The sequence below is a fragment of the Streptomyces sp. NPDC093085 genome (assembly GCF_040683935.1).
GTDB lineage: Bacteria > Actinomycetota > Actinomycetes > Streptomycetales > Streptomycetaceae > Streptomyces.
The window spans coordinates 275354-292483 of the sequence record NZ_JBFBFB010000002.1; the positions used below are offsets into that span (position 1 = coordinate 275354).

At 73.3% G+C, this 17130-nt stretch carries 9 protein-coding genes and 1 riboswitch; of the genes, 3 read left to right on the forward strand and 6 right to left on the reverse strand.

Going from position 1 to position 17130, the window contains the following annotated elements; translation table 11 throughout:
• Positions 1 to 125: 125 nt before the first annotated feature.
• Positions 126 to 1439 carry a cytochrome P450 gene (locus AB0O07_RS07885; RefSeq protein ID WP_365628702.1) on the forward strand — a complete coding sequence of 438 codons (1314 nt, stop codon included), beginning with the start codon at positions 126 to 128 and terminating at the stop codon, positions 1437 to 1439.
• 9 nt (positions 1440 to 1448) lie between these two features.
• Positions 1449 to 2240, forward strand: coding sequence for an IclR family transcriptional regulator (locus tag AB0O07_RS07890; protein ID WP_365628705.1), 792 nt, complete (start codon positions 1449 to 1451; stop codon positions 2238 to 2240).
• A gap of 39 nt (positions 2241 to 2279) precedes the next feature.
• On the opposite strand, the gene AB0O07_RS07895 is transcribed toward AB0O07_RS07890, so the two are convergent.
• The 3 genes from AB0O07_RS07895 to AB0O07_RS07905 all read right to left on the reverse strand — a co-directional run bounded on the left by AB0O07_RS07895 (position 2280) and on the right by AB0O07_RS07905 (position 8618).
• Positions 2280 to 3989, reverse strand: a complete 1710-nt coding sequence (locus tag AB0O07_RS07895) for an allantoin permease (RefSeq protein ID WP_365628708.1) — start codon at positions 3987 to 3989, stop codon at positions 2280 to 2282.
• A 151-nt stretch (positions 3990 to 4140) separates the two neighbouring features.
• Complete coding sequence (locus tag AB0O07_RS07900) at positions 4141 to 8151, reverse strand: Pls/PosA family non-ribosomal peptide synthetase (protein WP_365628711.1); 4011 nt, start codon at positions 8149 to 8151, stop codon at positions 4141 to 4143.
• A 56-nt stretch (positions 8152 to 8207) separates the two neighbouring features.
• Positions 8208 to 8618: a Fur family transcriptional regulator gene (locus AB0O07_RS07905; protein ID WP_365628714.1), complete on the reverse strand. Its 411-nt coding sequence runs from the start codon at positions 8616 to 8618 to the stop codon at positions 8208 to 8210.
• Between the two features lie 204 nt (positions 8619 to 8822).
• Between AB0O07_RS07905 and katG the strand changes: the two genes are divergently transcribed.
• Positions 8823 to 11045, forward strand: a complete 2223-nt coding sequence (gene katG, locus AB0O07_RS07910) for a catalase/peroxidase HPI (protein ID WP_365628717.1) — start codon at positions 8823 to 8825, stop codon at positions 11043 to 11045.
• 165 nt (positions 11046 to 11210) lie between these two features.
• On the opposite strand, the gene metE is transcribed toward katG, so the two are convergent.
• From metE to aceA, 3 genes are all read right to left on the reverse strand, one after another.
• Positions 11211 to 13532, reverse strand: a complete 2322-nt coding sequence (metE, locus tag AB0O07_RS07915) for a 5-methyltetrahydropteroyltriglutamate--homocysteine S-methyltransferase (RefSeq protein WP_365628720.1) — start codon at positions 13530 to 13532, stop codon at positions 11211 to 11213.
• A gap of 178 nt (positions 13533 to 13710) precedes the next feature.
• A riboswitch (cobalamin riboswitch) is annotated at positions 13711 to 13866 on the reverse strand.
• Entirely contained in the window at positions 13864 to 15498 is a 1635-nt protein-coding gene (aceB, locus tag AB0O07_RS07920) for a malate synthase A (RefSeq protein ID WP_365630255.1), read from the reverse strand. (Overlaps the previous riboswitch by 3 nt.)
• A gap of 245 nt (positions 15499 to 15743) precedes the next feature.
• Positions 15744 to 17051, reverse strand: coding sequence for an isocitrate lyase (aceA, locus tag AB0O07_RS07925; protein WP_365628723.1), 1308 nt, complete (start codon positions 17049 to 17051; stop codon positions 15744 to 15746).
• Between the last annotated feature and the right edge of the window lie 79 nt (positions 17052 to 17130).

The window sequence follows — 17130 nt, forward strand, 5'->3', positions numbered from 1 at the left end:
AGCCGGGGGGCCAGGATGACCACGCGTACCGCCATCGGCCGGCACGCGTGCGCCGGCCATGGCCGGTGCCGGGGGGTCGGTGGCACACGCCTCGGACGTATCCCGACCCCGGAGACACGACAGCGATGACACCGGCCGAACCCTCCGCCGAGCACGACGGGGCGAGCGTCCCGCCGCCCGGGTGCCCCGCGCACCGGGGAGGCGGGGACCGGGCGGGCTCCGCCGTACCGCTGAGCGGGCCCCGCTTCCAGACCGAACCGAGCACGCTCTACGACGAGATACGCCGGGAGCACGGCGCCGTCGCCCCCGTCCTGCTCGACGGGGACATCCCGGCCTGGCTGATTCTCGGCTACCGCGAACTGCACCAGGTCACCGCCGACCCGGTCCTCTTCAGCCGTGACTCCGAGATCTGGAACCAGTGGCACCGGGTCCCCGAGGGGTGGCCGCTGGCACCGCTGATCAGCCGGGGCCAGCCGTCCATCCTGTACACGACGGGCGACCGCCACCGGGTGCGCGCCGAGATGATCAGCGACGCCCTGGAGACCGTCGACCCGTTCGTGCTGCGGCACTTCGCGGAGGAGCTGGCGGACGAGCTGATCGACGGGTTCTGCGCCGAGGGCACCGCGGACATCATCGCCCGGTACGCGATGCCGTTCCCGGTCCGCGTCCTCGCCAAGATCTACGGCTTCCCCGACGACCAGGGGCCCGCGCTGGCCGCCGCCGCGATCGACCTGGCCGACGGCGGCGACCGGGCCCACGCCGCGCAGCGCTATCTCTTCGAGGCGGCGGAGTCGCTGCTCGCCTCGAAGAAGAACACGGCGGGACCGCCCGATGTCGCCGCCCGGCTGCTCCGCAACACCGGGGGCTTCACCGAGGAGGAGATCCTCCACGATCTGACGCTGCTGGTCATCGCCGGCCATACGCTGACCGCCGACTGGATCGGCAACTCGCTGCGGCTGATGCTCACCGACCACCGGTTCGCCGCCTCGCTCTCCGGCGGCCGGCGGAGCGTCGCCGAGGCGATGAACGAGGTGCTGTGGGAGGACACCCCGGCCCAGAACGCGGTGGGCCGCTGGGCCACCCGGGACACCAGCCTCGGCAACCGCCCCATCAAGGAGGGCGATCTGCTGCTCTTCGGGATCGCCGCCGCCAACCGCGACCCCCGGGTCCGTGCCGAGGGCGCCCTGCTCACCGGCGGCAACAACGCCCACTTCTCGTTCGGGCACGGCGAGTACCGCTGCCCGTTCGCCGCCCAGGAGATCGCCGAGACACTGGCCCGGGCCGCCGTCGAAGTGCTGCTGGACCGCCTCCCCGATCTCCATCTTGCGGTCCCGGTGGAGGAGTTGGAACGGCGGCCCTCCCCGTGGGCGCGGGGCCTGGTGACCCTCCCGGTCGGCTTCGACCCGACGCCCGCCGTACGGGGCGAGGAGTTCGGGTAGGCGGGGCCGGTGCCGCCGGATCCGGGCGCCCCCGGGCCGCCCCGCCCCGCCCGCTCCGTCGTCGAGCGGCTCCTCTCCGTCCTGGGCGCCTTCGACCACCGGAACCCGGCGCTCTCCCTCTCCGGGATAGCGCGCCGCGCCGGGCTGCCGCTCACCACCACCCACCGGCTGGTCACCGCGCTCACCGAGTGGGGCGCCCTGGAGCGGGACGCGCGGGGCGAGTACCACATCGGGCTGCGGCTCTGGGAGATCGCCGCGCTCGCCCCGCGCGGTGTGCCGCTGCGGGAGGCGGCGCTGCCGTATCTGGAGGACCTCTACGAGGCCACCCACGAGAACGTGCAGCTCGCGGTCTGCGACGGCCGCGAGGTCGTCTACATCGAGCGGCTCTCCGGGCATTCGGCGGTGGGGGTACGGAGCCAGGTCGGCTCGCGGTGGCCGCTGCACGCGACGGGGGTCGGTCTGGTCCTGCTCGCCCACAGCGACCCGGAGTTCCAGCGGGAGGTGTGCGAGGCGCCGCTGGCCGCGTTCACCCCGTACACCATGACCGACCCGGCGGTGCTGCGCCGCGCGCTCGCCGAGGTGCGCGCCACCGGGGCGGCGGTGAGCGACCGTCAGATCACCGACGACGCGCTCTCGGTGGCCGCGCCGGTGCGCGGGCCGCGCGGGGATGTGGTGGCGGCGGTGTCGGTGGTCGTCCCGGTGGCCGGCGCCCGCCCGCACGCGCTGATCCCCGCCGTACGGATCGCGGGCCACGGCATCTCCCGGGCGCTGGGCCGCCGGCCGCCCTCCGGCCCCCGGTGACCGGCGGGGCGCGGGCCCGGGGTCAGCGGGGCGCGGGGGTCACGGAGCGGTGCGTACGGCGGCGGGCTCGGCCGGGAGCACATGGTCGCCGAGCCGGTCGGTGCTGAGGCAGAGCGAGCAGACCGGCGCGTCGTGGGTGCGGCAGTCGGCCAGGTCGGGGCGTTCGAAGTCCTGGCGGCAGACATGGCAGGTCAGGACGGTCCCGCTGGGGTTGCCGTCGGCGTCGAACGGCGGCTCGGCGATCCCGTCGTCCGTCCGCCGCAGGTAGTAACGGCCCCGGGTGGCCAGGGCCATCAGCGGGGTGAGGACGAAGGCGATCAGCGCGGCGGCGACCGGAGAGTACGGCTGGAGGGTGGAGCCCAGGGCGTGGAAGTAAAGGGCGATGGAGAGCCCGGAGGCGGCGACGAAGGAGACCACGCCCACCGGGTTGACGGCGTACAGCATGCCGCGCCGGAACTCGGGGGCGTGCGGGGAGAGTCCGAGCAGGTACTTGTTGACCATGATGTCGGTGGCGACGGTGACGACCCAGGCGATGGCGCAGTTCGAGTAGAACCCGAGGATGCCGTTGAGGAAGCTGAACATGTCGGCCTCCATGAGGATCAGCGCAAACGAAAGGTTGACCAGGACGAAGACCATGCGTCCCGGGTAGCGCCGGGAGATCCGGGTGACGGAGTTGGTCCAGGCGAGCGATCCCGAGTAGGCGTTGGTGACATTGATCTTGATCTGGCTGATCACGACGAGGACCACGGCCACCGGCACCACGAGCCAGGACGGCATCATCGCGTCGAAGGCGCCCCGGAACTGCTGGATGGGCTCGGTGGCGGCGACCGGGCCCACCTCGGAGAGGATGTAGACGGCGAGGAAGACCCCCATCGCCTGCTTGAGCGCGCCGAGCACCACCCACCCGGGCCCGGCCATCACCACCGCCGCCCACCAGGAGCGGCGGTTGGCGTCGGTCCTCGGCGGCATGAAGCGCAGATAGTCGATCTGCTCGCCGATCTGCGCGATCAGCGAGAGACAGACCCCGGCGCCGAGCAGGACGGACGCGGCGTCGACGCCACCGTGGCCGTCGGTGCCCGGGTAGGAGAGCCAGCGGTCCACGGTCCCCGGGTCGGTGACGATCAGATAGAGCAGCGGTCCCGCCATCAGCAGCAGCCAGACCGGGGTCGTCCAGACCTGGAGCTTGCTGAGCGCCTTCATCCCGTAGACGACCAGCGGGATGACCAGCAGGGTCGAGACCAGGTACCCGGCCCAGAGCGGGAGCCCGAAGCCGAGCCGCAGCCCCTGGGCCATGATCGACCCTTCGAGAGCGAAAAAGATGAAGGTGAAGCTGGCGAAGATGACGCTGGTCAGGACGGACCCGTAGTAGCCGAAGCCGGAGCCCCGGGTGATCAGGTCGAGGTCGATGTTGTACCGGGCCCCGTAGTACGCGAGCGGGAAGCCGGTGAGGAAGATGACGGCCGCCGCGAGGGCGATGGCGGCCAGCGCGTTCCCGGTGCCGTGGGCGAGGCCGATCCCGGCGCCGATGGAGAAGTCCGCGAGGTAGGCGATGCCGCCGAGCGCCGTGGTCGCCACGACCATGGGGGTCCAGCGACGGTAGGTGCGGGGCGCGAACCGGAGGGTGTAGTCCTCCAGCGTCTCGCCGGCCGCCGGTGCGGTGGACGGCGGGGGTGCGGCGGCCGGCGGCGCGGGGGCCTGCGCGGGGGTCGCGGGAGCGGTGTCCGTCGGTGTGTACCGGCCCGTATCCATGAGGGGAGACGGTACGAAGCGCCTGTTTCCCGCCGCGGCTTCCGGTGTGACGGCGCCGTTTCGAGGTGCCGACTCCGCCGGAACCCCCGTTGTGAGGGAGGAGTTACGGGGCGTACGGGGTCCACCGGCAGGCCTGAGGAGTGCCGTCGCCCTACGGCGTGCCGCCGGGCGGCCTGCGCGTGACGCCCTGGGCCGGGATGCCGCGCCAGCTCGTGTCCGGGTCCAGGCGCTCGCCCTTCATCAGCAGGGAGAGCGCGCCGAGCCGGACCCGCTCCCCCACCACCGCGTCGTACAGCACGATCGACCGGGTGCCGACACTGGCGCCGTCCCCGACCGTGACCGTGGACATCTTCATGACCCGGTCCTCGAAGAGATGGGTCTGGAGGGAGACGTTCAGCCCGATCGCGGCGTCGTCACCGATCTCCACCAGGTCGAACTCGGTGAGGAAGGTCGTGCCGAGCCAGCACCGCCGGCCGATCCTGGCGCCGAACGCGCGGAGCACCAGCGGCAGGAAGGGCGTCCCGGCCAGCGCCCCGGCCCCGGCGGGCACCGCGGCGCTCTCGTAGAGCCCGGTGACGAACTCGGTGCGCCGGACGAACCAGTTCCAGAGCGGTTCGACCCGGGGCCGGTACCGGCCGACGACGGCCCACTTGACCAGGGCGCAGTACCCGATCGCCACCGCCCCGGCGGCCATCACCAGGAGCGGTGAGAGCAGCAGCGGCAGCACCGGGCCCGGGGCGCGGGCGACCGCCGAGAGCCCCAGGAGATAGAGGGAGCCGCTCAGCCCCAGTACGGAGGCGGGCATGGTGACCCGGAGGAACTCGATGGCGAGCCGGCGCGCCACCGCCCCGCGCGACGGACGGTACGTCAGCTCCTCGGGGTAGCTGCCGCTGTCCTGGCGCACCGGCAGGTAGATGGCGGGCGAGCCCAGCCAGGAGCTGCCCTCGGGCACCCCGTCGGGCGGCGGTACGGTGCCCACGCCGACCAGGGATCCGGACGCCATCCGGGTCCCCGCGGGCACGAAAGCGGCGTTGCCGACGAAGGAGCGCCTCCCCACCTCGGTGGGGCCGAAGGCGACCTGGCCCCCGGCGAAGGCGGCGGAGCCGACGGCGGCCAGGTCCGCGACAAAGCTGCCGTCGGCGAGGGTGAGCAGATCCGGGTCGAGGTGGGCGGCGGTGGCGACCTCGGCGCCCCGGCCCACCCGGGCGCCGAGCAGCCGCAGCCAGGGGACCGTGTAGAGCGTCGCGTAGAGGGAGTTGGTGAAGGTGAGGCTGTTCTCCAGCAGCTTGTCCGCCACCCATTTGCGCACCCCGAGCGCGGAGCGCGCCGGATGGACCCCGGCCGCCACCCGGGGCAGGACGAGGCGTTTGCCCGCGACGACCACCGCGCAGACGGAGAGCACGAAGAGCGGCCCCCCGGCCACCACGGCGGCGAGCGCGGCCCCGTACCCCCAGCGCAGCAGCGTCCACCAGACCAGGACGAGGGCGGGCAGGAGCATCGCGAGCGCGGCGGCCTCCAGGGTCACCAGGGCGAGCAGCGCGGCGAGGCGGTGGCGCCGCCGCCAGGCTCCGCTCCGTCCCGCCGCCGCCAGCATGGTCTCCACCTCGGGGGCGAGCGCGTCGACCGGGCGCGGCGGCGATCCGGCCCAGCGGGCCCCGGCGGGCACCGTCTCGCCCTCCTCGACCACGGACTGCTCGCCGAGTCCGGCCCGCTCCCCCACCCGGGCGCCGGGTTCGAGCACCGCGTTGGCCCCGACATAGGCACCGGCGCCGATCTCGACGGGGGCGACGGTCACCCAGCCGTCCGCGACCCGCCAGGGGCGGAGCGTGGCGCCGTACCCGACGGAGGCGCCCGCGCCGATACGGAGCAGGGCGGGCAGCCCGATGAGGCCGGTGGCGACGGTGGCCCCGGGGCCGACCCGGGCGCCGAGCAGCCGCAGATAGCCGGCCATCAGGGGGGAGCCGCTGAGGAGCTGGAGGGGGCCGGCGGTGAGGAGCAGGTTGAGCGTCCAGAGCCGTACGTAGGTGAGGGACCAGAGCCGGTGGTGGCCCGGCCGGATCCCGGCGGCGAGCGGGCGGGCGAGGGCGACGGGCAGGATCCAGCGGACCGCGAGATAGCCGCCGAGCCCCGCCGCCACCGCCTGGACGGTCGCGCCGGGCGGGATGCTGCCGCCGTACCGGCTGTACACGAGGGCGACGGGCAGGGTGGTGAGGAAGAGGAGCAGATAGAGGACGCCGACCTGGGCGGTGCCCGCGGCGGCGACCCGGCCCGTGGTGTGCCGGAGGGGCGCGGGGCGGGGCGGCTCGGTGAGCCGGGGGGTGGTGGCGGTGGCGTCCAGCCGCGCCGCGAGGCTCCGTACGGTCGGGTGCGCGTAGAGGTCGCGCAGGGAGAGGTCGCGCGGGGCGGGGGCGGCGGCACCGGCGCCGCCGGTGCTCCGGCCGCGCAGCAGGGAGACGACGCGGGCGGCGAGCAGGGAGTGGCCGCCGAGGTCGGTGAAGAAGTCCGCCTCGGCCGAGAGGGCGTCGGGGGCGATGCCGAGGACCTCGGCCCAGACGTCCCGTACCGCCGTCTCGGTGGCTCCCTCGGCGGCGACGACGGGTCCGGAGCCGAGCAGCCGCCGGCCCGAGGGGGCGGGGAGGCGTTGGAGGTCGGCCTTGCCGCTGGGCAGGGCGGGGAGCGCGGCCAGGATGTCGAGGTAGGCGGGGACCATGTAGGCGGGGAGTCTGCGGCGCAGTCGCTCGTGGAGCCGGGCGGCGAGCTCCTCGTCCCCGTCCTCGGTGCCGCCGGGCGCGCGGGACACATAGGCGGCCAGTTCGCCGCCGCCCGCCGCGCCGTCGGGGGCGGGGGCCCGGGTGGTGACGGCCTCGGCCACCCCGGGGTCCTCCAGCAGGACGCTGTCGATCTCGCCGAGGTCGACCCGGTACCCCCGGATCTTCACCTCGGAGTCGGCGCGCCCCAGGTACTCGATCTCGCCGTCCCCGGTGATCCTGCCGAGGTCGCCGGTGCGGTAGAGCCGGCCGCCGGGCGGGGCGAGCGGGTGGTCGATGAAGCGGTCCGCGGTCAGTTCGGGGCGGCCGGTGTAGCCGCGGGCGACGCCGGGGCCGCCGATGCAGATCTCGCCGACGGTGCCGTCGGGGACGGGGCGGCGCCCGTCGTCGAGGAGGACCACCACATAGGTGGGGAGGGGGCGGCCGATGGTGACGGGCCGGCCGGGCACCAGCTCGGCGCAGGTCGCGGTGACGGTGGTCTCGGTCGGTCCGTAGGTGTTGAGCATCCGGCGCCCCGGCCTGCTCCACCGGGTGACGAGCTGGGCGGGGCAGGTCTCGCCGCCGACCACGATGGAGCGGACCAGGGGGAGTTCGCGCGGGATGGTCTCCAGCAGGGTGGGCACGCAGTAGAGGAGGGTGATGGCGCGCTCCTCCAGGAAGTCGGCGAGTTCGGCGTCGAGCTGGCCGGAGTCCTCGGTGCCGGCGACGAGGACGGCGCCGACCGACCAGGTCGGCCAGATCTCCTCGATGGAGAAGTCGAAGGAGATCGTCATGCCCTGGTAGACGCGGTCCCGGGGCCGCACGTCGTAGAGCCGGGGCACGATGGTGAGGAAGTTGCAGATGCTGGACTGGGCGATCTCCACCCCCTTGGGCCGGCCACTGGATCCCGAGGTGTACATGATGTACGCGAGGGGGTCCTGGCCGTCCTGCTCCGGGTGGCCGGGGCGGGTGGCGGGCAGCGCGGCGAGCCGGTCCCCGTGGGTGTCGAGGGTGATCACCCGGCAGTCGAGCCCGGTCAGCGCCGGGGCGAGCCGGGAGGCGGTGAGGACCAGCCGGGCCCCGGAGTCGCCGGTGATGTAGGCGACCCGGTCGGGCGGCGACGCCGGGTCGATGGGCACGAAGGCGGCGCCCGTCTTCGCGACGGCGAGCAGGGCCACATAGGTGTCCACCGAGCGGGGGAGCAGGAGGGCGACCCGGGTGCCGTGGCCGGCGCCGAGCGCGCGGAGATGGTGGGCGAGCCGGTTGGCGCGGGCGTCGAGCTGGGCGTAGGTCAGCGTCTCGGGGCCGCATTCGAGGGCGGTCGCCGCCGGGGTGCGGTCACAGGCGGTCTCGAAGAAGAGGCGGAGCCGCCCGGCGGCCCCGCCGGGACCCGGTCCGTTCAGGAGCTCTGGCACCGTCCCACGCTAGGGGGTGGGATCGGCACCGGGCGGCAGGGACACGGGGGTGCCGGTCAGGCACAGGCCGGGCAGACCCCGCGGTAGGTGACCTCGACGTCGGAGACCGTGAAGCCGAACCGCTCCCCCACCGGGAGGTCGGCGAGCGGGTCGCCGGCCGGGTGGACGTCGCGGATGGTGCCGCAGACGGAGCAGACCAGGTGCTGGTGGGGGCGGTGCGCGTTCGGGTCGTACCGCTTGGCACGGCCGTCGGTGGCGACCTCGATGACCTCGCCGAGGGAGACCATCTCGCCCAGGGTGTTGTAGACGGTGGCCCGGGAGATCTCGGGGAGCCGCAGGGCGGCGCGGGCATGCACCTCGTCGGCGGTGAGGTGGACGTGGTCGCCGTCGAGGACCTCCGCGACCACACGCCGCTGGGACGTCATCCGCCAGCCGCGTCCGCGCAGTCGCTCCAGCAGGTCACTCATATCGGTTCACCTATTCAGGTTTGGCGGGAAACCAGAAGTTTACCGGCAGGGTCTACCCGTGGGATGTCCCGGGTTCGGCCCGGGCGGGTATCCGCCCCGTACGGGTGGCGGCTTGGCACACTTCTTGACTAAGACTCTGTCCATTGTAGGATCGGTTCCGGCAATAGCCAAGGGGCCGAGAGACGCAGCAGGACAAGGAATCCCATGTCTGAGAACCAAGAGGAAAACGCCGTCGCCGCGGAGACGGGCGGCGGTTGCCCGGTGGTGCACGGTCGCGCCCCGCACCCGACGCAGGGCGGTGGAAACCGCCAGTGGTGGCCGGAGCGGCTCAACCTGAAGATCCTCGCCAAGAACCCCGCCGTGGCCAACCCCCTCGGTGAGGACTTCGACTACGCCGAGGCGTTCGACAACCTCGACCTGCCGTCCGTGAAGCGGGACATCGCCGCGGTGCTGACGGAGTCGCAGGACTGGTGGCCGGCCGACTTCGGCAACTACGGCCCGCTGATGATCCGCATGGCGTGGCACAGTGCCGGTACGTACCGGATCAGCGACGGCCGCGGCGGCGCGGGCGCCGGTCAGCAGCGCTTCGCGCCCCTCAACAGCTGGCCGGACAACGGGAACCTGGACAAGGCCCGCCGGCTGCTCTGGCCGGTGAAGAAGAAGTACGGCCAGGCGATCTCCTGGGCCGACCTGATGATCCTCACGGGCAATGTGGCGCTGGAGTCGATGGGCTTCAAGACCTTCGGCTTCGCCGGTGGCCGCCCGGACGTGTGGGAGGCCGACGAGGACGTCTACTGGGGTCCCGAGACCACCTGGCTGGGTGACGAGCGGTACACGGGCGACCGGGAGCTGGAGTCCCCGCTCGGCGCCGTCCAGATGGGCCTGATCTACGTCAACCCCGAGGGCCCCAACGGCAACCCGGACCCGCTGGCGGCGGCCCGCGACATCCGCGAGACGTTCCGCCGGATGGCGATGAACGACGAGGAGACGGTCGCCCTGATCGCGGGCGGTCACACCTTCGGCAAGACCCACGGCGCGGGCCCGGCGGAGAACGTCGGGGCGGACCCCGAGGGCGCCTCGATCGAGGAGCAGGGCCTCGGCTGGAAGAACGCGTTCGGCACCGGCAAGGGCGCCGACACGATCACCAGTGGCCTGGAGGTCACCTGGACCAGCACGCCCACCCAGTGGGGCAACGGCTTCTTCGAGAACCTCTTCGGTTACGAGTGGGAGCTGACCACCAGCCCGGCCGGCGCCCACCAGTGGGTCGCGAAGGACGGCGCCGGTGCGGGCACCATCCCGCACGCCCACGACGCCTCCAAGAGCCTCGCCCCGACGATGCTCACCACGGACCTCTCGCTCCGCTTCGACCCGGCGTACGAGCAGATCTCGCGGCGCTTCCTGGCCGACCCGGAGGCGTTCGCCGACGCCTTCGCGCGCGCCTGGTTCAAGCTGACCCACCGCGACATGGGCCCCGTGGTCCGCTACCTCGGCCCGGAGGTCCCCGCCGAGGAGCTGATCTGGCAGGACCCGCTGCCCGAGGCCGCGTACGAGCAGATCGACGCGGCGGACGCCGCCGCGCTCAAGGAGAAGATCGCCGCCGCGGACCTCTCCGTCTCCCAGCTCGTCTCCACCGCGTGGGCGTCGGCCTCCTCCTTCCGGGGCAGCGACAAGCGCGGTGGCGCCAACGGTGCCCGGATCCGTCTGGAGCCGCAGAGCGGCTGGGAGGTCAACGGCCCGGAGCAGCTCTCCGTGGTGCTGACCGCCCTCGAAGGCGTCCGGTCGGCGTTCAACGCCGAGCAGACCGGCGGCAAGCAGGTCTCGCTCGCCGACCTGATCGTGCTCGCCGGTGGTGTCGGCGTCGAGCAGGCCGCCAAGGAGGCCGGTTTCGATGTCGAGGTGCCGTTCGCCCCGGGCCGGGTCGACGCGGCGCAGGACCAGACCGACGTGGAGTCGTTCGCCGCGCTGGAGCCGGCCGCCGACGGGTTCCGCAACTACCTCGGCAAGGGCAGCCGGCTGCCGGCCGAGTACCTGCTGGTCGACCGCGCCAACCTGCTCACCCTGAGCGCGCCCGAGATGACCGTCCTGGTCGGCGGTCTGCGGGTGCTGGGCGCCAACCACCAGGGCTCCTCGCACGGTGTGCTCACCGAGAACCCCGGCACGCTGACCAACGACTTCTTCGCCAACCTGCTCGACCTGGGCACCACCTGGCAGGCGAAGGACGGCGACGCCACGGTCTTCGAGGCCCGCGACGCCAAGGGCGAGGTCAAGTGGACCGGGACCCGGGCCGACCTGGTCTTCGGCTCCAACTCGGAGCTGCGCGCGCTCGCCGAGGTCTACGCGAGCGAAGACGCGAAGGAGAAGTTCGTGCACGACTTCGTCGCGGCCTGGACCAAGGTCATGGACCTCGACCGGTTCGACCTGGTCTGACCTTCCCGTCCGGCGTTCCCGCCCGGCGTTCTCGTCAGGCGTCTCGTCCGGCGTTCCCTTCCGGCGCTCCGTCCGTCCACGGGCGGAGCGCCGGTGACCGACAGCAGGGCCCGGCCGGTTCCCACCGGCCGGGCCCTGACGCGTATCCGTCGCGCGGGGACGGGATCAGGCGCCGGCGGCCAGCTCCGCGCGGATCTCCCGGGCGGCGGCGACCAGGTTCTCCAGGGAGGCGCGGGTCTCGGGCCAGCCGCGGGTCTTCAGGCCGCAGTCGGGGTTGACCCAGAGCCGCTCGGCCGGAATGGCCTCCAGTCCCGTGCGGAGCAGGGCCGCGGCCTCCTCGGCGCTCGGGACGCGCGGGGAGTGGATGTCGTAGACACCGGGCCCCGCCTCGCGCGGGTAGCCGTGACCGGCCAGTTCCCGGGCGACCTGCATATGGGAGCGGGCCGCCTCCAGGCTGATGACATCGGCGTCGAGGTCGTCGATGGCCTGGACGATGTCCCCGAACTCGGCGTAGCACATGTGGGTGTGGATCTGGGTGTCCGGGCGGACGCCGCTGGTGGTGAGCCGGAACGCCTCGGTGGCCCAGGCCAGGTAGCCTGCGTGGTCGGCGGCGCGCAGCGGCAGTGTCTCGCGCAGGGCGGGCTCGTCGACCTGGATGACCGAGGTGCCGGCCGCCTCCAGGTCGGTCACCTCGTCCCGCAGGGCGAGGGCGACCTGGCGGGCGGTCTCGCCGAGCGGCTGGTCGTCGCGGACGAAGGACCAGGCGAGCATGGTGACGGGCCCGGTCAGCATGCCCTTGACGGGGCGGTCGGTCAGCGACTGGGCGTACGTCGTCCACCGCACCGTCATCGGCTCGGGGCGGGAGATGTCCCCGGCCAGCACCGGCGGGCGGACATAGCGGGTGCCGTACGACTGGACCCAGCCGTGCTGGGTGGCCAGATAGCCGGTGAGCCGCTCGGCGAAGTACTGCACCATGTCGTTGCGCTCGGGCTCGCCGTGCACCAGGACGTCGAGGCCGGCCTTCTCCTGGAAGGAGACGACCTCCCGGATCTCGTCCTTGATCCGCTCCTCGTACCCGGTGGTGCCGATCCGCCCGGCGCGCAGATCGGCCCGCGCGGTGCGCAACTCGGTGGTCTGCGGGAACGAGCCGATGGTCGTGGTGGGCAGCAGCGGCAGCCCGAGGTGGGCGCGCTGGGCGGCGCTCCGTTCGGCGTACGGCTGGGAGCGGCGGCCGTCCGTGGCGGTGACGGCCCCGGCGCGGGCGCGTACGGCGGGGTCACGCGTGATCGGCGAGCCCGCGCGGGAGGCGAGGTCGGCGCGGTTGGCGGCGAGTTCACCGGCGATGGCACCGGTGCCCTGGGCCAGGCCCCTGGCGAGGGTGACGATCTCGGCGGTCTTCTGCCGCGCGAAGGCCAGCCAGCGCAGGATCTGCGGGTCGATGTCGCGTTCGGCGGTGGCGTCCAGCGGCACGTGCAGCAGGGAGCAGGACGCGGCGACATCGACCCGGCCGGCGAGGCCGAGGAGGGTCCCGAGGGTGGCGAGAGACTTCTCGTAGTCGTTGATCCAGATGTTGCGGCCGTTGACGACGCCCGCGACGAGCCGCTTGCCCGGGAGGCCGCCGACCGCCGCGAGGTCGTCCGGGGTGGCGGCGCCGGCCTCGGTGAAGTCGAGGGCGAGCCCTTCGACGGGGGCCTTGGCGAGCACGGTCAGCGCCTCGCCGAGCCGCCCGAAGTACGAGGCGACCAGGAGCTTCGGCCGGTCGGTGGCGGAGCCGAGCTCCCGGTAGACCCGAGCGGCCGCCGACAGTTCGGCCGGGGTGCGGTCCTGGACCAGGGCGGGCTCGTCGAGCTGGACCCACTCGGCGCCGGCCGCCCGCAGATCGGCCAGCACCTCGGCGTAGACCGGCAGCAGCCGGTCCAGGAGCGTCAGCGGCTCGAAATCCGCGGGCACCCCGGGGGCGGGCTTGGCCAGCAGCAGATAGGTGAGCGGGCCGACGAGGACGGGGCGGGCGGTGAGCCCCTGGACGAGGGCTTCCTTCAGCTCGGCGACCTGCTTGGCGGAGTCGGCCGTGAAGACCGTGTCGGGACCCAACTCGGGCACCAGGTAGTGGTAGTTGGTGTCGAACCACTTCGTCATCTCCAGCGGGGCGACCTCCTGGGTGCCCCGGGCCATCGCGAAGTAACCGTCCGTCGCGTCAGCCTCGACGGCGGCGCGGTGCCGCTCGGGGATCGCGCCGACCATGACGGTGGTGTCCAGGACATGGTCGTAGTACGAGAAGTCGCCGGTGGGCACCTCGTGGATGCCGGCGTCGGCGAGGGCCTGCCAGTTGCTCCGCCGGAGCCCGGCGGCGGTCTCCCGGAGGGCGTCGGCGGTGACCCGGCCCTTCCAGTACCCCTCGACGGCCTTCTTCAGTTCACGGTCACGCCCCTGGCGGGGGTAGCCGTACACGGTGGCCCGTGCTGCCGCGGCTGCGGGCTTCGCTGTCACGGAACTCTCCTTCGCGAGTCTGTCCGGTGGAACCCGGGGACGGGGTGGACGCGAAGGGACGACCGACCGGGCGGGCCACGGGGCTCCGCCGCCGTGTCTGCCGCTCGGTATGTACGCCGACCCGCCCACGAGGTCACCGGGGTGTCCGCACGCGACGGTCCGCGTGCGGGCAACGGGCAGGTCTTCGGACTCGTGGGCCCGTCCGGTGGCCGAAGGCCACGGGACACCTACTGGCCGTCGCTTCCCGGACCCGGGCGGGTCCAGTGCGTATGACGGCGGTCGTTCCCACATACCGCTGCGGGGCAGTCCCGGATTCTCACCGGGTTCCCTCTTACGACGTCCTGCCTGGCGGGCAGGGCGAACCTGTTGCGCCCTCCAGCCTAGCCGAGAGATCCGAAGTCCCGTCCCGGAGACGGCTCGCGGGGATCTGGACGAGATGGCGTTCGTAGGCGTCGTTGGTGAAGAAGGCGGGCAGTTCCCGGGCGAGTGCGGTCCGCTCGAAGACGGCCCTGACCTCGGCGGTTCTGGCTCCGGGGTGTTCCGCGGCGAGCGCCGCGCACTCGGAGTCGAGGAGAGCGGTGACGGTGGCGCGGCCGACCGCGCCGTGCCGCAGCCACTGCCAGATCTGGACCCGGGCGATCTCGGCGGTGGCCGCGTCCTCCATCAGCCCGTTGAGCGCGACGGCGCCGTGGCCCCGGAGCCAGGCGTCGTAGTAGCGCAGCGCGACGGCGATGTTGGAGCGGACGCCCTCCGGGGTGGGCGGGCCGGTGGTCCGTGCGACGGCGACCAGGTCACGGGCGGTGACCGTAACGTCGTCGCGGGCGCGGTCGAGCTGGTGGGGGCGGCCGTCGAGGACCGCGTCGAAGGCCGTACGGCAGACCGGGACGAGGCCGGGGTGGGCGACCCAGGAGCCGTCGAAACCGTCCTCGGCCTCGCGCTCCTTGTCGAGCCGTACGGTGGCGAGCGCGGCCTCGCGGGCGCCGGGGTCCCGGCCGGGGATCTGGGCCGCCATGCCGCCGATGGCATGGGCGCCGCGCCGGTGGCAGGTGCGCACCAGCAGATCGGTGTAGGCGCGGAGGAAGGGCGCGGTCATGGTGACCTTGGCCCGGTCGGGGAGGACGAAGTCGGGGCGGTGGCCGAAGTTCTTGATCAGGCTGAAGAGATAGTCCCAGCGGCCCGCGTTCAGTCCGGAGCTGTGCGCGCGCAGCTCGTAGAGGATCTCCTCCATCTCGTACGCCGCGGTGATCGTCTCGATGAGGACGGTGGCGCGGACCGTGCCCTGCGGGATCCCGAGGAGGTCCTGGGCGAGGACGAAGACGTCGTTCCAGAGCCGGGCCTCGTACCGGTTCTCCAGCTTGGGCAGGTAGAAGTAGGGGCCGGTGCCGGTCTCGGTGCGGCGGCGCGCGCAGTGGAAGAAGTGCAGGCCGAAGTCGACGAGGGAGGCGGCGAGGGGGCGTCCTCCGATGGTGAGGTGGCGCTCGGTGAGATGCCAGCCCCGGGGGCGGACGACGAGGGTGGCGGGGTCGGGGCCCAGCCGGTAGCGGCGGCCCTCGGGGGTGGTGAAGTCGAGCCGCCCGTGCACGGCGTCGAGCAGGGTGAGCTGGCCGGAGATCAGGTTCTCCCAGGTGGGCGCGGTGGCGTCCTCGAAGTCGGCCATCCAGACGTTCGCCCCGGAGTTGAGGGCGTTGACCGCCATCCGGCGTTCGGGCGGTCCGGTGATCTCCACCCGGCGGTCCAGCAGTCCGGGCGCGGGCGGGGCGACCCGCCAGCGGGTGTCGGCGCGGACGGCGGCGGTGGCGAGCGGGAAGCCGAGGGGGGTTCCGGTACGGAGCCGGTCGGCGCGGCGGCGGCGCTCGGTGAGCAGGTCGGCGCGGCGCGCGGCGAACGCGGCGTCGAGGCGGCCGAGGAACGCGAGGGCCTCGGGGGTGAGGATCTCGTCGTGGCGGTCGCCGGGCGGGCCGAGCACCTGGACCCGGCCGGCCGGGGCGGGGGCCGTGGGGGCGGTGGGGTGGGTGCGGGGCGCGGTGGTGGGCGTGGAGGTCACGGGGTCTCCTCGGCGGAGAGCGGAAGCGGTGAGGGTGGTGTGTGCGGTGTGCTGCGGCGCGGGCCCCGGGGAAGGGGCGTCCCCCGGGGCCCGTCGGCGGGTGGCGCTCGTACGGGATCGGCGCGTACCGGATCGGCGCGTACGCGTGGTACCCGTACCGCCGGGGCTCAGTGGAACTGCTCGGCCTCGGTGGAGCCGGCCAGGGCGGTGGTGGAGGAGGCCGGGTTGACGGCGGTGGAGACCTGGTCGAAGTAGCCGGTGCCGACCTCGCGCTGGTGCTTGACGGCGGTGAAGCCGTCCCGCTGCGCGGCGAACTCCTTCTCCTGGAGGTCGACATAGGCGGTCATGCCGTGTTCGGCGTAGCCGCGCGCGAGATCGAACATGGCGTGGTTGAGGGAGTGGAATCCGGCCAGCGTGATGAACTGGAAGCGGTAGCCCATCGCGCCCAGCTCCCGCTGGAACTTGGCGATCTGGTCGTCGTCGAGCGCCGCCCGCCAGTTGAAGGAGGGCGAGCAGTTGTAGGCGAGCATCTGGTCGGGGTGGTGGGCGTGGACCGCCTCGGCGAACTCGCGGGCCTGGGCGAGGTCGGGGGTGCCGGTCTCGACCCAGATGAGGTCGGAGTAGGGCGCGTAGGCGAGGGCGCGGGCGATGACGGGCGCCATGCCGTTACGGACCCGGTGGAACCCCTCGGCGGTGCGCTCGCCGGTGGTGAATTGGGCGTCGCGCTCGTCGACGTCGCTGGTGAGCAGGTTCGCGGCGAGCGCGTCGGTGCGGGCCACGATGAGGGTGGGGACATCGGCGATGTCGGCGGCGAGCCGGGCCGCGTTGAGGGTGCGGATGTGCTGGGCGGTGGGGACGAGGACCTTCCCGCCGAGGTGGCCGCACTTCTTCTCGGAGGCGAGCTGGTCCTCGTAGTGGATGCCGGCGGCGCCGGCCGCGATCATCGCCTTGGTGAGTTCGAAGGCGTTGAGCGGGCCGCCGAACCCGGCCTCGGCGTCGGCGACGATCGGGGCGAGCCAGTCGGTGGGGTCGGTGCCGCCCTCGGCGGTGGCGATCTGGTCGGCGCGGAGCAGCGCGTTGTTGATGCGGCGGACCACCTGGGGAACGGAGTTGACCGGGTAGAGGCTCTGGTCGGGGTAGGTGTGGCCGGCCTGGTTGGCGTCGGCGGCGACCTGCCAGCCGGAGAGGTAGATGGCCTGGAGTCCGGCCCTGACCTGCTGCACCGCCTGGCCGCCGGTGAGCGCGCCGAGCGCGTGGATGTACTCCTGCGTGTGGAGCTGGCGCCAGAGCCGCTCGGCGCCGCGCCGGGCGAGGGTGTGCTCCTCCCGGACGGTGCCGGAGAGCCGCAGGACGTCCTCGGCGGTGTAGGTGCGTTCGATGCCCGCCCAGCGCGGGTCGGTGGCCCAGCGGTGGGCCAGTGCGGCGGCGTCGGCCGCCTGCTGCTCCGCTCGCGCCTGTGCTCGTTCCTGTGCCATGGCCGCCTCCGGGGGTCTCGGGGTCCCAGGTGTCCCGTAAAGCCTGCGAACACCTGACACTGAGTGCCTTGTCTGATCG